18 protein-coding genes and 2 pseudogenes are annotated in these 18,992 nt (G+C 41.4%); 15 read left to right on the forward strand and 5 right to left on the reverse strand.

Annotation, left to right across the window (positions count from 1 at the left end; genetic code table 11):
• Positions 1–82: 82 nt before the first annotated feature.
• From G400_RS16150 to G400_RS0112040, 3 genes are all read left to right on the forward strand, one after another.
• Entirely contained in the window at positions 83–382 is a 300-nt protein-coding gene (locus tag G400_RS16150; RefSeq protein ID WP_056949776.1) for a hypothetical protein, read from the forward strand.
• Between the two features lie 162 nt (positions 383–544).
• The gene (locus G400_RS0112035; RefSeq protein WP_026017089.1) at positions 545–730 is read left to right on the forward strand and encodes a hypothetical protein; all 186 of its coding nucleotides are present in this window, start codon (positions 545–547) and stop codon (positions 728–730) included.
• A gap of 45 nt (positions 731–775) precedes the next feature.
• Positions 776–1,537 (forward strand): Fic family protein, encoded by a 762-nt coding sequence (locus G400_RS0112040; RefSeq protein WP_017261395.1) that lies wholly within the window; start codon positions 776–778, stop codon positions 1,535–1,537.
• Between the two features lie 119 nt (positions 1,538–1,656).
• Here the strand turns inward: G400_RS0112040 and G400_RS0112050 are convergent, their stop codons facing one another.
• Together G400_RS0112050 and G400_RS0112055 are read right to left on the reverse strand one after the other, a co-directional pair.
• Positions 1,657–1,935: a hypothetical protein gene (locus G400_RS0112050; protein WP_017261397.1), complete on the reverse strand. Its 279-nt coding sequence runs from the start codon at positions 1,933–1,935 to the stop codon at positions 1,657–1,659.
• Between the two features lie 16 nt (positions 1,936–1,951).
• On the reverse strand, positions 1,952–2,164 hold the full coding sequence (locus G400_RS0112055; protein ID WP_017261398.1) for a hypothetical protein: 213 nt from the start codon (positions 2,162–2,164) through the stop codon (positions 1,952–1,954).
• A 271-nt stretch (positions 2,165–2,435) separates the two neighbouring features.
• Here G400_RS0112055 and mobQ point away from each other — a divergent pair, with 271 nt between their 5' ends.
• Together mobQ and G400_RS0112065 are read left to right on the forward strand one after the other, a co-directional pair.
• Positions 2,436–4,499: a MobQ family relaxase gene (mobQ, locus tag G400_RS0112060; protein WP_017261399.1), complete on the forward strand. Its 2,064-nt coding sequence runs from the start codon at positions 2,436–2,438 to the stop codon at positions 4,497–4,499.
• 142 nt (positions 4,500–4,641) lie between these two features.
• Positions 4,642–5,607, forward strand: coding sequence for an IS30 family transposase (locus G400_RS0112065; RefSeq protein ID WP_026017090.1), 966 nt, complete (start codon positions 4,642–4,644; stop codon positions 5,605–5,607).
• A gap of 88 nt (positions 5,608–5,695) precedes the next feature.
• Here the strand turns inward: G400_RS0112065 and G400_RS16155 are convergent.
• A protein-coding gene (locus tag G400_RS16155) for an IS5-like element ISLpl3 family transposase (RefSeq protein ID WP_086989537.1) occupies positions 5,696–6,471 on the reverse strand; the annotation gives its coding sequence in 2 pieces (ribosomal slippage) (positions 5,696–6,147 and positions 6,147–6,471; 777 coding nt in all).
• Between the two features lie 218 nt (positions 6,472–6,689).
• Between G400_RS16155 and G400_RS0112080 the strand changes: the two genes are divergently transcribed.
• The 6 genes and pseudogenes from G400_RS0112080 to pgmB all read left to right on the forward strand — a co-directional run bounded on the left by G400_RS0112080 (position 6,690) and on the right by pgmB (position 14,355).
• Entirely contained in the window at positions 6,690–8,036 is a 1,347-nt protein-coding gene (locus G400_RS0112080; RefSeq protein WP_017261401.1) for an SLC45 family MFS transporter, read from the forward strand.
• A complete protein-coding gene (locus G400_RS0112085) occupies positions 8,036–9,802 on the forward strand; it encodes a glycoside hydrolase family 13 protein (protein ID WP_017261402.1) in 1,767 nt (588 codons plus the stop codon). The genes G400_RS0112080 and G400_RS0112085 overlap by 1 nt, the downstream gene beginning before the upstream one ends.
• Before the next feature lie 28 nt (positions 9,803–9,830).
• A pseudogene (locus G400_RS15335) lies at positions 9,831–10,367 on the forward strand (MFS transporter); the annotation flags it as partial.
• A 15-nt stretch (positions 10,368–10,382) separates the two neighbouring features.
• Positions 10,383–12,641, forward strand: a complete 2,259-nt coding sequence (locus G400_RS0112095) for a glycoside hydrolase family 65 protein (protein WP_017261404.1) — start codon at positions 10,383–10,385, stop codon at positions 12,639–12,641.
• A gap of 56 nt (positions 12,642–12,697) precedes the next feature.
• On the forward strand, positions 12,698–13,681 hold the full coding sequence (locus G400_RS0112100) for an aldose epimerase family protein (RefSeq protein WP_017261405.1): 984 nt from the start codon (positions 12,698–12,700) through the stop codon (positions 13,679–13,681).
• Between the two features lie 2 nt (positions 13,682–13,683).
• Positions 13,684–14,355 (forward strand): beta-phosphoglucomutase, encoded by a 672-nt coding sequence (gene pgmB / locus G400_RS0112105; protein WP_017261406.1) that lies wholly within the window; start codon positions 13,684–13,686, stop codon positions 14,353–14,355.
• A 173-nt stretch (positions 14,356–14,528) separates the two neighbouring features.
• Here pgmB and G400_RS0112110 read toward each other — a convergent pair whose 3' ends face one another.
• Both G400_RS0112110 and G400_RS16440 read right to left on the reverse strand, forming a co-directional pair.
• Entirely contained in the window at positions 14,529–14,750 is a 222-nt protein-coding gene (locus G400_RS0112110; protein ID WP_143142911.1) for a type 1 periplasmic-binding domain-containing protein, read from the reverse strand.
• A gap of 271 nt (positions 14,751–15,021) precedes the next feature.
• Positions 15,022–15,123: pseudogene (locus tag G400_RS16440) on the reverse strand (IS5/IS1182 family transposase); the annotation flags it as partial.
• 280 nt (positions 15,124–15,403) lie between these two features.
• Between G400_RS16440 and G400_RS0112120 the strand changes: the two are divergent.
• The 4 genes from G400_RS0112120 to G400_RS0112135 all read left to right on the forward strand — a co-directional run bounded on the left by G400_RS0112120 (position 15,404) and on the right by G400_RS0112135 (position 18,864).
• The gene (locus G400_RS0112120; protein WP_002816262.1) at positions 15,404–15,835 is read left to right on the forward strand and encodes a CopY/TcrY family copper transport repressor; all 432 of its coding nucleotides are present in this window, start codon (positions 15,404–15,406) and stop codon (positions 15,833–15,835) included.
• Positions 15,836–16,085: 250 nt separating this feature from the next.
• Positions 16,086–18,332 carry a heavy metal translocating P-type ATPase gene (locus G400_RS0112125; protein ID WP_026017091.1) on the forward strand — a complete coding sequence of 749 codons (2,247 nt, stop codon included), beginning with the start codon at positions 16,086–16,088 and terminating at the stop codon, positions 18,330–18,332.
• A gap of 52 nt (positions 18,333–18,384) precedes the next feature.
• Entirely contained in the window at positions 18,385–18,549 is a 165-nt protein-coding gene (locus tag G400_RS16165; protein WP_003688746.1) for a DUF2933 domain-containing protein, read from the forward strand.
• Positions 18,550–18,567: 18 nt separating this feature from the next.
• Entirely contained in the window at positions 18,568–18,864 is a 297-nt protein-coding gene (locus tag G400_RS0112135; RefSeq protein ID WP_002817475.1) for a hypothetical protein, read from the forward strand.
• The last annotated feature ends 128 nt before the right edge of the window (positions 18,865–18,992 follow it).

The raw sequence follows: 18,992 nt of genomic DNA on the forward strand, positions 1-18,992 counted from the left end.
GTATCAAGAAGTCGACCAATTGTTAGCGGCATAGGCTACAACCACTAAAAACAGTCACTTTGATCTACGCTTAATTTCAACTTTGCACCAGAACCTGCGTCGGTTTATCGGGATTATTCTCAATGCCAAGTACGCGGTCGAAAAAGAACATCAAAATATTGGGGTCTATATTCCACTCGACGATGAAGAGCTAAAGTCCTTGATGACCAAGACGTTAAGACGCTACTTTAACGCCCTTAGAAGTAATGAGAAACATATCAAAGACGTTGAGAATTACCTATACGGCACCATGCAAAATCTATTTGGGGTTTGGTGGAATAAACAAGCTGCTAGAGATTATGCCGCCAAGCACCCCGAAAAGGCTAATAACGATTATGCTTGAAATTAAAGGCCTGTATAAGCTCATATTTAGTGCGTTAATTGCATGAGGAACAAATTACACCGGAAGCAGATTAGAACCGCTTAGAATAGCAAATAGATACCTTAAACGGCATATGCTGGGTAAGCAGCTGAACGTTAAAGGCGCTTTTAAAAGACTAAACCAATCAAAGAAGTTGAAAAGATAGAGCAATTGTTGGCTGACCCGTGGGCAATCGATATTGAAGAACTTTGGGAGCAAATAGCGCATAATTCTGATCCTGATAAACGCAAGCTGTTTGACGCTTTGCACACTTATGTTTTAAATAAACGCCAAGAAGAAATCATCAATGAAAAACATTTTGTGATCTGACATGGAAGAACATTATTTGAAAAAATGTAGATGGAAGGTTAGAACATGACTGAAAAGCAAGTGTATGAGGACCGGTATCATTTTACCCCCGCAGAAAACAAACGCTTTGCACGCTCAAACTTTACTAAGTTAGTGCATACGAATTCTCGCTTTGAGGGTGTCAATACGACGTTGCCACAAACGCAAACCATCATGGACGGTATGAGTGTGGCCGGGGTGCCAGTAGAAGATGTGTTAACGATTGTTAATTTAAAACGTGGTTGGCAATATATCACCACGCTAAATGAGCCGTTAACGTTAACCATGGAAAAGCAAATCAACAAGATTGTGGCAGCCGAAGACGCCTTAGTTCCTGGTGAGCTACGGCAAGGACAAGGTGGGCTCGATTTGGGAAGCAAAGAGTTTTTTGAACCACCCTTGATTGATGAACAAGAGGAACAAACATTTCTACAAAAAACATTGGCTAATTCCCAGACAACCACGACTGATAAAGCCTTAACCATTATGTATCATAATATGCGCCAACAAATCTTTTGGGACGGTAATAAACGAACCGCCACTTTAAGCGCCAATAAAATCATGATTGATGGTGGCGCTGGGTTAATCAATGTCCCTTTGGATAAGTGGGATACATGGAACGAGTTAATTGCTGATTATTACCGGACTAATGACATGAATAAAATTAAACAGTGGACGTATGACAATGCGATTCAAGGATTAGAGATTCGCGCAGACAAAAAACTGAGTGCTAATGAGTTGAACGAGATGTACAAAAAGCTAAAAAAAAACGAACCAATTAGAGCTTGAAATGGTTAAAGAAGAGATTAGTAAGAGAACCCAAAATCAATTCAAAGACTTTGTTAAAGATAATTCAGATTTAAAAATTGAAAAGCCAATGAATGATCCGAAAAGTAAAAACGACCAGCCTAAAATCTAGGCTGGTCGTTTTTTAGCTTTTTCGGTTTATGCGCATTAACGTAGTCGGCAAATATTTTTAAAAGTTCTTCGGTTTGATCTACCGATAAATTATCGGCTTGAAAGTATTTTTCTAACAAGGCGCCTTTTTGAATTAACCGCCGGGAACGGGCTTTACGGACTTGCCGATTTTCGTAGTATTTGGATTGTCGTAATTTAAAATTTTCCCGATCCATTTTCTCTTTCAAACGAGCTTTTTGTGCAACCAATTTTTCGTATTGATTAGCCATCATTATCACCACTTAGTTACAATTGGTTATTTGATTCTTGGTTTAAAACCGTTGCTATTTTTTGTGCGAGGTCTTTAATCTTTTGATTGGACAAATCGGCGTAATCTAAATTTGATGTTTTAATAATTTGCTTGCCAAGGTTTTGTTCAATCTTACTTTTTTCAGCTTTAATCTTTTGATTAAGCTGTTTTAATTTGGCTTCTTGCTTTTCCAATGTTGATAGGGTCATACTAATGCCTCCTTACAAACTTATATATAATTAATCAAAATAATAACATTCAAACTAATAAAAGTCAATATAAGCGTTGAAAAAGCGAAGCGCTAGGCTTACACTAAGAGTAAATTTAAGGGGATCAGCTGTCCGAGCGAAGCGAGGTCAATGCGCACTTACACACAACAACTAAAGTTGGTTGTGTTATTGTGCTAAACCCTTGTATCAGAAGTCGCCGTTGGCGACAACAAAAGCAAACCCATAAACCCAAAGAAAGGTGGTGACCGACATGGCAATTTTTCACATGAGTTTTCAAAATATTAGTGCTGGTAAAGGACGTAGTGCCATTGCTGGAGCTGCTTATCGAAGTGGTGAAAAGTTATTCGATCAAAAAGAAGGTCGAAGCTATTTTTATGCTCGGTCAGTCATGCCAGAAAGCTTTATTTTGACACCAAAGAATGCGCCAGCATGGGCGAGTGATAGAGAAAAATTATGGAATGAAGTCGAAAGAAAAGATCGGCGAGCAAATTCACGCTATGCAAAAGAGTTTAACGTGGCTTTACCAGTTGAATTAAGTGAAGATGAACAGAAAGAATTATTGAAAAAATATGTACAAGAAAATTTTGTTGATGAGGGTATGGTTGCCGACGTAGCAATTCATAGAGATCACCTAGATAATCCGCACGCTCATGTTATGCTAACTAATCGTCCATTTAATCCAGACGGAACATGGGGATTGAAAAGTAAAAGAGAAAATATATTAGATGAAAATGGGAACAAGACTTATACAGGAAATAGTCGTTTTCCAAGATCAAGAAAGGTGTGGCTAGTTGATTGGGATAAAAAAGAAAAAATAACTGAATGGCGGCACAATTGGGCGGTTAGTGTAAATCAAGTTTTAGAGCAAAAAAATATTCCCGAGCGGATCAGCGAAAAATCATTTATCGAGGAGGGAATAGATGATACCCCAATGCAACATGAGGGAATCAATAGTAAGCGGCATGAAAGAAAAGAATTTAACCAACAAGTTAAGGACTATCGCAAGGCCAAAGCCAGTTATAAAAATAACCAAGAAAAAGTAATCAATAGAGGTCATTTAGATAGCCTAAGTAAACACTTCTCGTTTAATGAAAAACGGGTAGTTAAAGAGTTAAGCCATGAACTGAAAACTTATATCAGTTTGGAGAACTTAGATGATAAGCGGCGCATGCTATTTAATTGGAAAAACAGCACCTTAATTAAACATGCGGTTGGTGAAGATGTGACTAAACAATTATTGACAATTAACCAACAAGAAAGCTCATTAAAAAAGGCAGATGAACTCTTAAATAAAGTGGTCGATCGTACTACGAAAAAACTTTATCCAGAGCTTAATTTTGAACAGACCACACAAGCTGAAAGACGAGAATTAATTAAGGAAACCGAAAGCGAGCAAACAGTTTTCAAGGGTAGTGAATTAAACGAACGTTTAATGAACATTCGTGATGATTTGTTGACCCAACAATTATTGACCTTTACCAAACGGCCATACGTTGGCTGGAAGTTATTAATGCAACAAGAAAAGGAAGTCAAAATCGAACTGAAATATACGCTGATGATTCATGACGATAACTTAGAAAGTCTAGAACACGTCGATCAAGGGTTACTAGAGAAATATTCACCAACCGAACAGCAAAAGATTACTCGCGCAGTCAAAGATCTACGGGCAATCATGGCCGTTAAGCAAGTCATTAAAACGCAATACCATGAAGTATTGAAAAGGGCCTTTCCCAAAGGTGATTTAGATGGATTGCCATTGATTAAACAGGAACAAGCCTATACAGCCGTGATGTACTATGATCCTGTTTTAAAGCCATGTCAGGCCGAAACGATTGAACAGTGGCAAGCAAATCCACCACAGGTGTTCAGTCCCCAAGAACATCAACAAGGACTAGCTTATTTATCGGGACAGCTTAGCTTAGATCAGTTAGAGAATCATCACTTACAACGGGTTTTAAAGCATGACGGCACTAAACAACTCTTTTTGGGTGAATGTAAAGTCGATCCAACGATTAAGAACAGTCAGATCGAGAAAATCCAAAAACAGTTAAAAGGGCAACAAGCCAAGGACGACCAGTACAGAAAAGCAAATATCGGACGTTATCAACCACTGAACTACAAGCCAGTTAGTCCAGATTATTACTTAAAGACGGCCTTTAGTAACGCAATCATGACCGCCCTATATGCCCGTGATGAAGATTACCAACGGCAAAAACAGGCGCAAGGTTTAAAGGAGACTGAGTGGGACATGACGAAAAAGCAACGGCAACACCAAACTCGAAACCGGCATGAAGATGGGGGCATGCACTTGTAATCAAAAAATTAGCGACTGGTTAATTGGTATGAATGGTAGCCCATAATGTATTTTATATTGCCCGGTTTGTAAAATTAAGTTAGAAATTTAAAAAGCCATTTGTGATAGACTTTTGAGTGTCAAAATCAAAAGTCTATCACAAATGACCTATACTCATCTTACTATAGACGAACTTGCCACAATTTATTCTTTTTGGAAACTCGGTAAAAAGGCTTATCTAGTGGCCCCAGCGCTCCATCGGAGTGCTGAAACTGTGTATCGTATTTATCGGTTTCTTGACGCTGGCGGTACGATTATTGATTACCAATGCCACTATCGAAAGCATAAACAACATTGTGGGCGTAAACCAATTCAACTACGCCCTGATGAACTGGCCTATATTCAAGCCAAAACTCAAGCTGGTTGGCAACCAGATACCATTATTAATCGCCAAGAACGAGCTTTCAGCTGTGGGGTTCGAACCCTTTACCGCCTTTTCAAACGCGGTGTTTTGGGGTTGTCGACCAAAGATTTACCGATGCACGGCAAACGGCACCCTAATGGTTACATTGAACGCCGTGGGAAAGCGGGTCAATTGGGCAGGGATTTAAAGAATCGTTATCAGGACTATCCTAATTTTAATCAAGAATTCGGCCATTTAGAAGGTGACACGGTTCAAGGTAAAAACCATCAGGGTGCGGTAACCACGCTGGTTGAACGACAAACTAAGGTCGCAATTGTGCTGAATTCGCATACCAAGTCGGCACACGATGTCAACCGTAGTTTAGCAGGATGGCTTTCGAAGCTGCCACGACACCTATTTAAGTCAATTACGTTTGACCATGGTAAGGAGTTCGCCGGTTGGCGAACCATTGCTAACCAATTTGATTTAAATATTTACTTTGCCGCTGTCGGAGCACCCAATCAACGTGGTTTAAATGAGAACACCAATGGTCTGCTGCGTAAAGATGGTTTACGTCACAATCTTATTATGGACCAGCTATCAGATGGATTTGTTCAAGCAGTTGCCAGTCGACGAAACCACATCCCACGAAAAAGTTTGGGTTACCAGACACCTCTGGAAGCATTCATCAGTCAGATTACAGATGAACAGTTAAAAAATTTCTAACTTAATTTGACAATTCGGGTTAGGTTAAGCTGATATATTTCTTTTTAAAAAGATTTACTATGATTTATTACTAGGGTCCGTCTGAAAACTACTTAAGTAAGATGCAAATTGAGGCAATGTAGACCGTAGCCAGATAAACATGAGCGAGCTTATCATAACGCGTTGCAATCCTACGAAAGTTCTTCAACTGATTGAAGAAGTTCTCAATCAAATGGCGCTCACAATAAACGTGGTAATCACAGGTCCACTTGTCTTTGGTATTTTCCTTTGGCGGAATGGTATAGACGCCTGCTTTATCTTCAATATACTGGCGAAGTTTCGCGGTGCCATAGGCTTTATCCGCGATAATATTTGATTGAGAAATATCGAAGCCTTCCAGCAACTCACTGGCAACTTGGCTATCATGTACTTGACCACCTGTTAGGCGAAAACCCAAGGGATTCCCTAATCCGTCAACGAGTGCGTGAATCTTGGTCGTTCGGCCACCTCGACTTAATCCAATAGCTTGATTTTCGACCATACATTCGGCATTTTTTTTGCCCCAGTGGCCTTTTGATGTGCTCGAACGATCGTTGAATCTAAGCTCAAGTTTTCCATGTCGGGATCGTCAATCAATTCGAGAAAAACCTGTTCGAACAAGCCTGAACTTACCCAGGCTCGGAAGCGACTATACACCGTTTTCCAAGAGCCATAGCGTTCAGGTAGATCACGCCAAGGAGCCCCGCTGCGCATGAGCCAGAGGATAGCGTTGAGGGCGGTACGGTTGTCTAGGCTTGATGGACGGCCAGTCCGGTATGGCGGGAAGTATCCTTTGATTCGGTCCCACTGAGCATCTTCCAGTTCGTATCGTTTAGGTGTTGTCATCGGAATGCCTCGATTCGTTTTTCCTCAGATTATACCTGAATTTTTAGTTTTCAGACAGTCCCTAGTTGTTCATCAATCGACAAAATTTTTGCAAGCGTTTACAAAAGTGTGCAAACGCTTGCAAAAATGTGCAAGCGCTTGCAAAGATGAAAAATAATGCTATTATTTTAATTGCATTTCAATAAATTCACTAGTAATTATTCATGGAGGTCTTTTGTATGGACAAAGAAAAAGGAAAGAAGATGCTACCAACATTAGCCTTTTCGACTTTAATGCTGATGACATTTGGTAACTTAGGAACTTCGATGGCATTTGCTTTACAAAGCTCAAATATGGGTCGTATTTTTCAGACCCTCGGTGCAGACCCTACTAAATTAGGATACTTTTTCATCTTACCGCCACTTGCAGGGATGATCGTTCAACCACTTGTTGGTTATTTTTCTGATCGGACTTGGATTCCTAAAATTGGACGACGGCTCCCATACTTAATTATTGGGACAATTGTTGCAGTTGTTGTGATGTGTTTACTGCCCAACTCTGGTTCATTTGGTTTCAAGACGAGTACTGCCCTGTGGTTCGGTGCAATCTCCATTTTATTCATGGATCTTTCCTCTAACATGTCTATGCAACCATTCAAGATGATGATTTCTGATATGGTTAATGATGAACAAAAGGATACCGCTTGGTCTTGGCAGACTATCTGGGGTAACATTGGCTCCGTTGCTGCCGATTTGTTTCCCTTTTTCTTAACCTGGATTGGTGTCACTAACGTTGCGGCCAAGGGCGAATTGCCTGATTCAGTTAAATTTTCATTCTACCTCGGTACTTTAATTCTTGTTGTTTCATCTATCTTCACCATTTGGAAGGTTGATGAATATGATCCTGAAACCTATGCTAAGTATCATGGTTTAAGTGAAGAAGATCACATTAGTGAAAACTTCTTTACCATTGTAAAGAATGCACCAAAAGTCTTCTGGACGTTAGGACTTGTTGAATTCTTTGCTTGGTCTGCCTTCCAATACCTGTGGACCTATGGAACAGGGGCGGTTGCAAAGAATATCTGGCATACAACTAACGCTGCCAGTGCTGCTTATCAGGCCGCTGGTAACTGGTTTGGTGTTTTATCAGCAATCCAAGTTGTCGTCGCTATCATTTGGGGCTTAGTTTTGACAAAGTTGAATGATAAGATCCGTAAGCCAGCCTACGCATTTGGAATGTTAGTTGGTGCTCTCGGTTTCTGGGGCTTGTCAGTTGCTCCTACACGGTTCTTATCTGTTATTGCTTTTATTGGTATTGGGATTTCCTGGGTAACAATTAACTCAATCCCATTTACTATTTTGACTAATGCCCTTGATGGTAATCATGATGGTACTTACATGGGCCTGTTCAATTGCTGGATTTGTTTTCCACAAATCGTTGCTTCGATTGCCTCGTTTGCTCTTTTCCCGTTATTAGGCAATGATATTCCACACATGTTAACTATGGCTGGTGTTCTTTGCTTTATCGGTATCTTTGCGGTTTACGTTGTTAAGGAAACCTCTGTTGAAAAAGGAGATATTGATTAATGAATTATGCAGCAATTTATCACCGACCCGAAAGTGAAATGGCGTTCTTATATGATGCCAAAACGATGCGTATTCGCTTACGAACAGCAAAGGATGATGTAGAGAAAGTAGAACTTCTTCACGGTGATCCCTATAGTTTACGGAGCCTTGCTGGAATTAGGCCGCCGTTTTATACTCAACCAACAGCGATGAAGAAAATCTTGAGTGATGATCTATTTGATTACTGGCAAATTGCTGTTACAGAACCCAAGAAACGGTTAGCATACGCCTTTACAATCATAGGAGTAGATGGTACGCATATTATTTATACTGATCGTGGTTTCATTGATCCTGATGATAAGAAACAGTTGGAGGACATGAATACTTACTTCCGAATGCCCTTCTTCCAAGAAATTGATGCCTTTTATGCTCCTGAGTGGGTCAAGAAAACAATTTGGTATCAGATTTTTCCTGAAAGATTTGCTAACGGTGATAAGACAAACGATCCTGCAAGTACAAAAGCATGGGATCCAGATACTAGGCCTGGACGGCAAGACTTTTACGGTGGTGACCTTCAAGGAGTACTTGACCACCTCGATCATCTACAGAAGCTAGGAGTTAATGGAATTTACTTTAATCCGCTATTTAAGGCACCGTCAAATCATAAATACGATACGGAAGACTATTACCAAATTGATCCTCATTTTGGTGATGCTAGGCTTTTCAAAAAAGTCGTTAGGGAGGCTCATAAAAGAGGAATCCGGGTGATGCTTGATGCAGTCTTTAACCACATTGGCGATAAGTCGCCGCAGTGGCAAGATGTCCTCAAAAACGGTAAGGATTCAAGGTACAGTGGCTGGTTTCACATAAATAAGTTTCCAGCTACTTATACCCAGACGGATAATTTTGAGTTTACACCAGATGCAACATATGACACGTTTGACTATACGCCTCATATGCCAAAATTGAATACAGCTAGTCAAGAAGTTCAAGACTACCTGTTAGGAATTGCAAAGTATTGGGTAGAGAATTTTGATATCGATGCTTGGCGATTAGATGTTGCAAATGAGATTGACCACCACTTCTGGCGGCGGTTCCACCAAGAAATGGTTGCCCTGAAACCGGATTTCTATATTCTTGGTGAGATTTGGCACACTTCACAGGCTTGGCTTAATGGGGATGAATTTAGTGGGGTTATGAATTACAGCTATACTACGGCGATTTTGCACCACTTCATTAATCATGAACTGAGCAGTAATCAGATGATTGAACAGTTGAGCACGCAACTGATGAAGTATCGTGATCAAACTAATCAGATGATGTTTAATGTTCTTGATTCACACGATACAGCACGGATAATGACTCTAGCCCATAATAATGTTGACCTAGTTCAACAGACCTTTGCATTTACTTTTCTGCAGCCTGGTGTCCCATCCATTTATTATGGAACCGAATACGGAATGACTGGTGAAAATGATCCTGACTGTCGTAAACCGATGAACTGGCACCCCGATGGTAAGGCAAAGCAAATTTTTGCCTTCTTCCAGCAGTTAAACGAGTTACGTCGCCAAAACTGGCAATTACTTTCTGAGGGGGAATTAAGCTTACAGGTACTTAAAAACGGCTTGATTGAGGTTCGACGACAGTTTAATGGCCGTGAACTGGTTGGACTGTTTAATACAAGCAATCAAACTGTTACAATTGATGGTAACGGACAAGAAGTCCTCAGTCAAAATTATGAGGGTCGACAGCTTACTCAGGATGGTTTCTTAATTTATCGGAAATAAAACTAGAGGCTGAGAAGAAACTTTGTTTTTTCTCAGCCTCTGGACCTACTCAGCCGGCGCGATTGCCAGCAACGTTTAGAACACTACCAATGCCGCTTCTTCAGGCTATCAAGCTGCCGGTAACTGGTACGGTGTCTTAGCTGCCGTTCAATCAATCGCTGCGGTTATCTGGTCATATGTCTTGGCTAAAATGCCAAACAACCACCACAAGTTGGGCTACTCAATTAGTTTGGCCCTTGGTGCAGTTGGATTTATCTCCGTATTCTTCATTCACACTCAATACATTTTGATTCTGTCATTTATCTTAGTTGGAATGGCTTGGGCATCGATGAACACCTACCCATTAACCATGGTTACCAACACCTTGTCTGGTGAACATATGGGGACTTATCTTGGCCTGTTCAACGGTTCAATCTGTCTGCCACAAATTGTTGCCTCACTTGCCAGCTTCGGCTTATTCCCATTATTGGGTAACGCACAGCCTAACATGTTCCTGTTAGCTGGGATCATCATGGCCCTTGGTGCAGCCTCAGTTGGATTCATTAAAGAAACTGATAAAGCTTAGAAAGGATGTTAACTTATGAAAAGAACTTTTGAAGTCGCTCCTTGGAATATTGTGACCCACGACTTTAACCCGGAAGACAAACGACTCCAGGAATCCATGACCAGCTTGGGAAATGGATACATGGGGATGCGTGGCTTCTTCGAAGAAGACTACAGCGATGACACCCTCAACGGGATTTACCTCGGTGGTGTCTGGTATCCGGACAAGACCCGGGTTGGCTGGTGGAAGAACGGTTATCCCGATTACTTCGGCAAGGTTGTCAACGCCGTTAATTTCATTAAAATGCACGTTAAGATTAATGGCGAAGTCATTGACCTAGCGAAAGACCAGTTCAGCGATTTCGAGCTCAACCTTGATATGAAAAAGGCTTTGTTAACCCGCTCATTTACGGTAACCAAGGGTGATGACAAAGTAGCTGTCAAATTTGAACGTTTCTTGAGCGTTGCCCAGCAGGAACTGTCCGTTCAGCGGGTGACTGTCCAAAACGTTGGCTCAAATAAAGTGGACCTCGTGATTGATTCTGCAATCGACGGCGACGTTAAGAACGAGGATGCCAACTACGACGAACGTTTCTGGGAAGTTCTCTCAACTGAGCAGGGAACTGATTCGGGCAACGTCTTAGCCGAAACGACCCCTAATCCATTTGGGACGCCACGGTTTACTTCGGGAATGGAAATGCGCAATGTCACTGACTTGACTGCTGAAAAAGTAGCTCAACCCAGTGAAAAAGAAGTGGTCAACGAATTCTTCGGTGTCTTGGCACCCAACGAATCCGCTCAACTTGAAAAGCGCGTGATCGTTGTGACCTCACGGGATTACGACACTCAAGCCGCTTTAACCGATGCCATGCATCGATTAAGTGACCAAGTTGCCGGCCAATCATACGATGATTTGCTGACGGCTCACGAGCAAGTTTGGGCCGACCGCTGGAACAAATCCGACATTGTCATTGATGGGGATACCGAAGCCCAGCAAGGAATTCGGTTCAACTTATTCCAGCTGTTCTCAACCTACTATGGTGAAGATTCACGTTTGAACATCGGCCCGAAAGGCTTCACTGGCGAGAAGTACGGTGGTGCAACCTACTGGGATACCGAGGCCTTCGCAGTGCCCGTCTACTTGGGCATTACCGATCCTAAGGTAACCCGCAACCTCTTGATGTATCGTTACAAGCAGTTGGACGGTGCGTACCATAACGCCAAACAGCAGGGACTCAAGGGTGCCCTGTTCCCAATGGTCACTTTTGACGGAATCGAGTGTCATAATGAATGGGAAATTACTTTTGAGGAAATTCACCGAAATGGCGATATTGCTTTTGCCATTTACAATTACACCCGTTACACTGGCGACACTTCGTATGTTCTAAACGAAGGTTCAAAAGTCTTGACCGAAATTTCCCGTTTCTGGGCAGACCGGGTTCACTACAGCCAGCGAAACAAGAATTACATGATTCATGGCGTGACTGGCCCTGATGAGTATGAAAACAACGTTGATAATAACTGGTATACCAACATTCTGGCCCAGTGGACGTTGAAATACACGCTTCAGATTATTAAGGAAGTTTCACCCGAACAAGCTAAGAAGCTGAATGTTAGTGAAGATGAAAAGAAGCATTGGCAAGACATTGTCGACAACATGTATCTGCCATATGACAAAGATCTCAACATCTTCGTTCAACACGATGGCTTCCTCGATAAAGATCTCAAGCCGGTATCAGAAATTCCTGCAGATCAATTACCATTGAACCAGAACTGGTCATGGGACAAGATTTTGCGCTCCCCTTACATTAAGCAGGGGGATGTACTGCAGGGTATCTGGGACTTCATTGATGACTTTACACCGGAACAGAAGAAATCCAACTTTGATTTCTATGAGCAATACACCGTGCATGAGTCAAGCTTGTCACCTGCCATTTACTCCGTGTTGGCTGCTGACCTTCACTATGAAGAAAAAGCCGTTGAACTTTATGAACGAACAGCACGACTTGATCTGGACAACTACAACAACGATACTGTTGATGGCCTGCACATTACGGCGATGACCGGCGGCTGGATTGCGGTGGTTCAAGGATTCGCTGGGATGCGGGTTCGCGACGGCAAGTTGCATTACGCACCATTCCTGCCGAAGAAATGGTCACACTATTCATTTAGACAAGTCTTCCGTGATCGTTTAATTGAAGTCGACGTTGATCAGGATGGTTCCCACTTCAAGTTAATTGATGGCGAACCAATTACGATTGATGTTGCCGGTAAGCCTGTTGAATTGAGTAAGTAATAAGCATGATGATGAGCGAGGAATCGCTCATTTGCTGTATAGCAGGAAAGGATATCATGAAAGTAGTGGAGAAGGATTTTGGGCAATTACCTGACGGAAAAGTCGTGACGGCGTTTACCCTAGAAAATATCAAGCACACACAGATTACTGCAATTTCATACGGGGCAACTTGGCAATCGTTTTCCGTTGAACGTGATGGTGTCAAACAAGAATTGTTAGTCCAATTTGATGATTTAGCCGCGTATTTAGATAATCCATTCCATTTTGGAAATACAATTGGTCGTGTTGGTGGTCGTCTATCAAAAACTGATTATGATATTAATGGGGCACATTTTACATTAACGCCAAATGATCATGGCAATGTTTTACACTCTGGCATTAATGGCTTTGATGCGGTTAATTGGCACGGTGAAGCAAGAAATTTGGGTACAGCGGCGGAAATTAATTTCACACGTACTTTTGATGATGAATTCGCCGGACAATTAGCTGCCCAAGTGACCTATCGATTGGACGATGAAGATCGTTTAGACATTATATTTAGTGGCGTTTCAACCGAGAATACATTGTTCAATCCAATGACGCATGTCTACTTTAATTTAGTTGGTAAGGATCAAGATATCAGTCAGCATAAATTACAAATTGCATCACGTCAACATCTTGAAGTTGATAATCACATGATTCCAACCGGTAACGTGATTGATAATCAAAATACAAAATTTGATTTTGCACATTTGCATGCCTTGGGACAAGAGCATTACGATGATGCTTGGGTATTAGATCCCAGCCGTCAAGGGGAGGGAGTAGGACTAACTTCACCCGATGAAAGTTTGACCTTGACAGTGGATTCAGATCGCAATGGTGTGGTTGTATTCACTGCCAATCCTGACGATAGCAGTGACATTAAAACAGCGCTTGCTATTGAGATGCAGACCTTGCCTGATGCGGTTAATCATGAAGGCTTTGGTGATATTGTTTTGCCAGCAAATGAAACAAAAACATATACTGTAACTTACCAAATTAAAAAAAGCGAGGATAAATAAAAATGGCTAAATTTTCAGATATTAAAGGTTTTGCCTTTGATTTAGATGGCGTTATTGCTGACACGGCGCGCTTTCATGGTGAAGCTTGGCATCAAATAGCTGATGAGGTTGGCACAACTTGGACACCAGAATTGGCTGAAGGTTTGAAGGGCATCAGTCGCATGGCTTCCTTGCAAATGATTTTGGATGCTGGGGATCATGCCGATGATTTTTCTCAAGCAGATAAAGAAGCATTAGCAGAAAAGAAAAATCATAATTATCAACAACTCATTTCAACATTGACTGAAGATGATATTTTGCCTGGCATGAAAGATTTCATTCAATCAGCTAAGGCAGCTGGCTATACAATGTCGGTGGCATCAGCTTCTAAAAACGCACCAATGATTCTAGATCATTTGGGATTGACCGAATATTTTGTTGGCATTGTTGATCCCGCCACTTTGACAAAGGGGAAACCTGATCCTGAAATCTTCGTTCGTGCTGCGGAAGTCTTACATTTAGATCCAGAAAATGTCATTGGATTAGAAGATTCAGCTGCTGGAATTTCCTCAATCAATGGCGCAGGTGAAACATCACTAGCAGTTGGTATTTCAGATGTGTTGTCAGGAGCGGATCTGAATTTTGAGTCTACTTCAGAAGTGACATTAGCAAATATTGAAGCTAAAATGCAATAGATAACTAAAAAGAGTGTCAGTACATAAAAACACTGACACTCTTTTGTTGTTTTAATTAACATTTGCCACCGTATTGCCCTGCTTGAGTGTGATATCGGTAAAAGTTACGGTATGCGTTGTTGTATGTGATCAACGAGAGCCGTAATAGCTAATTCATCCATCTGTGTAAATTTTTACTGCACAGGTGCTAAAATAGGACGTGCTAATTGGGTTAATTCTGTCCAATCGATGATCACAATTGATAGATTCTCAGAGACAGAAATGCCAACACCTTTTGCACCATTTAGTAATCGAATACTGCTGATGTCTGCTGAGCCAATTGCAGTCGTGAAAGGTTGAGGATTCCCAAATATTTTGGAAGCATACTGATATTTAGTAACCACAGAAAACATCACAGGAAGCATTCCCCATGAATGAACTTACCACAGAAATTATCGCTGCACTATCCCAAAAGCAAGATTTGGACGAAGTTTTTCGTCACCACCTCGAAATTGCAACAGAACCACTAAAGGTATTGAGGAATTCACCCATATCTTTTTAGAAAATATCAATTAAGAATTTGAATGAAATATGTTCCAACTATGCAATGCAGGCTGTACGATATTGATTATCTAACGACATCCAGATAACTCTAAACAAAAAATTTAAATATGAGTCTTAGGCCATTAGGGCATAACGATGCGGTCTTGTATGCTTACGGAAGTTTTCTAAATCAGGTTGTATTAACGCAAATTGCGCTCGAGAAATATTGCTTGGATAATCTGGCATGACAAAATCCTCAGTCCGTTTTCCACAATTCTATCAGATTCAGCAGATACTAGACGGATTCTAAGAGGCATTTCACCATACTAACAAGAAAACCAAAAATTCCCAGATCATTAATTTAATATATCGTATCAAACCACGCCTGGAATATTATCTAGGCGTTTTTTTAATGTCATGGTATTTTCTGGCAGAAAGGTTGCATTATTGTGACTACAGTTATAAACTAATAAGTGTTAAGAGGCTACAAACGTAAACTTAGAATTCAATTAATGGAGGAAGCCAATTGAAGGATGCAAAGAATGTAACCATCACCGATTCTGAATGGATGGTTATGAGAGCAATTTGGACAATGGGACATGCGACTAGTCGTGAACTAATCGATGCTATGAACGAATTAGAAGGCTGGTCAGCTTCAACAACCAAAACGCTACTTCACAGGTTGATTCAAAAACAGGCGGTTGCGCAGCATGGCGGCAGTCGACCATTCACGTATAAGCCGGTTGTTGGCGAGAAGGAATCAATGGCGGCAGCGGCAGATGATTTGTTTGACCATATGTGTGCGATGCGGGCTGGTTCAACAATTGCCGGCGTTATTCAGTCAAGGGAACTCTCACGGGCGGATATTGCGAACTTACAGGCGATTCTAGCTGAAAAGGCCAAAACAGCGCCCGAGGAAGTTCAGTGTAACTGCTTGCCAGGTGATCAAACGTGTTAAGACTGTGGTGTTCTGTTTACTTTTAGGATTGCTGCACAAAAATCCAGAATCTGGGATTTCTGATGGCGGAAACTTATGAATTTTTGTCGTAATTCTCATTCATATAGTGGCATGGTGCTCCGCAAAGCAGAAGCCTAAATATAAGAACCTGGTGGAAAAATCCCGAGCCCGGGGATTTCCACACAAGGAACTTATATTCCGGCTTCTAACCGCTTTGCTACGCACACTTATTTTTAAGGGGTCGATAATCATGGCAAATAAAGAGGACCATATGAACATGAAAAACATGAGTGCTAAGAATATGGAAAATAATGAATCAAATATGAGTCATATGGATCATGATGACATGAAAATGGATCACGATATGACCGAAACGGATCATAATCAAATGAACATGGACCACGATATGGCCGAAATGGATCATGGTCAAATGAACATGGATCACGAAACTATGAATATGAGTGGGATGAATCACGGTGATATGGATATGGCTGGGACCGACATGATGATGCACGGTGGCTCAATGATGCATATGGGGAATTTGAAAGTTAAATTTTGGGTCTCCGTTGTCTTAGCGATTCCAGTTTTACTGTTAGCACCAATCATGGGTTTAAACGTTTCCATCCTTAGTTTCAGTTCACCGCTAATTGTTGGCATTATCATCGTTTTGTTTGATACAGCACTTTACTTTTATGGCGGAATGCCATTTTTAAAGGGGGCTAAATCGGAAATTCAGGATAAATCTCCTGAAATGATGACGCTAGTAACCCTTGGAATTTCCGTTTCGTATTTCTACAGTTTGTACGCATTTATTGCCAACAACTTCTTGAACCCGGCAAATCATGTAATGGATTTTTCGTTCGAACTTGCAACCCTGATTTTAATTATGCTTCTAGGACACTGGATTGAAATGAATGCATTGATGGGGGCTGGGGATGCCTTACAAAAGATGGCGGCCCTGTTGCCTAAGACGGCCCATCTAGTTACAGATAATGGTGAAACAAAAGAAGTGCCAGTATCTGATTTAAAAGTTGGTCAAGCTTTCCAAGTGCGTTCAGGTGAGAGTATTCCAGCCGATGGTGTTATTACGGCTGGGGAGTCGACCGTGAATGAAGCACTGGTAACCGGTGAATCTGCTGCCGTTATCAAGAACGTTGGCGATAAGGTCATTGGTGGTGCAATTAACAATAACGGGACGCTAACGGTTAAAATTAGTGGTACTGGTGACTCCGGCTATCTTTCTCAAGTAATGAAAATGGTTCAAAATGCCCAGCAAGCTAAATCTAAAGCAGAAGATAAAGCTGATTTAGTTGCCAAGTATCTATTTTACGCGGCATTGGGTGTTGGGATTATTGCTTTCTTTGCCTGGTTACCCCAGGGATTGGCGACTGCAATGACGATCATGGTGACCGTCTTCGTGATTGCTTGCCCGCATGCATTAGGATTAGCGATTCCATTAGTGGTTTCTCGTTCTACTACGATTGGCGCTCAAAATGGGCTATTAGTTCGAAATCGCCAAGCCATTGAAGCAAGTCAACATGTTAGCCACGTTCTCTTGGATAAAACTGGCACGTTAACAGAAGGTAAATTTACGGTGAATGCATTGATTCCAAATGATGGGATTGACGAAACAACGTTATTAAGCCGACTGGCCGCCCTTGAAAATAATTCGACTCATCCGCTGGCCCAAGCAATCATTACTGAAGCCCAAGCGAAGGACATTGAAGTCGTTGCGGCTGAAAAGTCTCAAAATATTCCGGGCGTTGGTATTTCCGGTAATGTTGATGGCACTGACTATACGATTGTTAATGGTAACTATTTAACGAAGCAAGGGATCAGGTTTGACGAGGCCGCTGCTGATAAATGGGCTGCTAAGGGTAATTCCGTCAGCTTCCTATTGCAGGGCACCCAAGTTCAAGGAATGGTTGCTGAAGGCGACACCATCAAAGCGGGTGCTAAGGAATTAATTAGTGGTCTTCAGAGGCGAGGAATTACCCCCGTAATGCTCACTGGCGATAATCCAAAAGCCGCGGAACACGTTGCTAACTTACTAGGATTGACTGAATTCCATGCAGGCCTATTACCAGATGATAAGCAAAAGATTATTGCTGATTATCAAGCAAAGGGCAATCACGTCATCATGGTTGGTGACGGCGTAAATGACGCACCAAGTCTTGCCGCGGCCGATATTGGAATTGCAATTGGCGCCGGAACCGATGTTGCCATTGATTCCGCTGATGTTGTGTTGGTTAAATCAGAACCCAGCGATATTTTACATTTTCTTGATTTGGCTAAAATCACAAATCGGAAAATGGTTCAAAATCTCTGGTGGGGAGCAGGCTACAATATTGTCGCAATTCCACTCGCTGCCGGTGTGTTGTCATTTATTGGAATCATTCTAGACCCAGCCGTTGGTGCTGCGGTCATGGCGATGTCGACAATTATCGTGGCAATTAATGCGATGGGATTGACTGGTGAAAAGATTAAAAACGTGTAATTAAGTGATGACAAAAACTTATTATAGAAACAAAGCAAAAGGAAGTGAAACTATGTCACAATGGATTCTGATAGCCCTTTTTCTTCTAGCACACCCACTCATGATGCTATTTATGCACAAGGGTATGCACGGTGGCTCTGGTAGTATGGGCGGCTGTGGAAACAACACTCAACAAAATTCCAATAATACTGAAAAACCACGTAAAAAAGTCAATTAACTTGGGGGTATATATTATATGAAAATATTAACTGGTAGTCGCGGTGATGAGGTCCATGAACACCTTTACGAAAATGGTCAAAGACGGGTTGGTCATCGTATACTAAAGAAAAATACAGTGACAAACAACGGAGAATTTCACCCTGTACCTGGAAATATAGTTCTCATTCCCTTAAAAGGGACGGTGAAACTGACCACACCAGATCAAGAATGTACAATCAAAAATGGTCAACTTGCAATACTTGGACCAACTGATAGTTTTTACTTAACTGCAATTGATGATGTTGAATTTGTCGGTGTTGTTGATATTAAATAGCTCAAAAAGAGTGTCACATGGCACTCTTTTTTATATATGCTGGCTTCTCCATATTTACGACACATATGACTGTTTTAATAAAGTGTATTTCAAAAAAATGGAGGAGACAAAGTTGAAATTAACGCAGA

Source organism: Furfurilactobacillus rossiae DSM 15814 (assembly GCF_000428925.1).
GTDB classification, from domain to species: Bacteria; Bacillota; Bacilli; order Lactobacillales; family Lactobacillaceae; genus Furfurilactobacillus; species Furfurilactobacillus rossiae.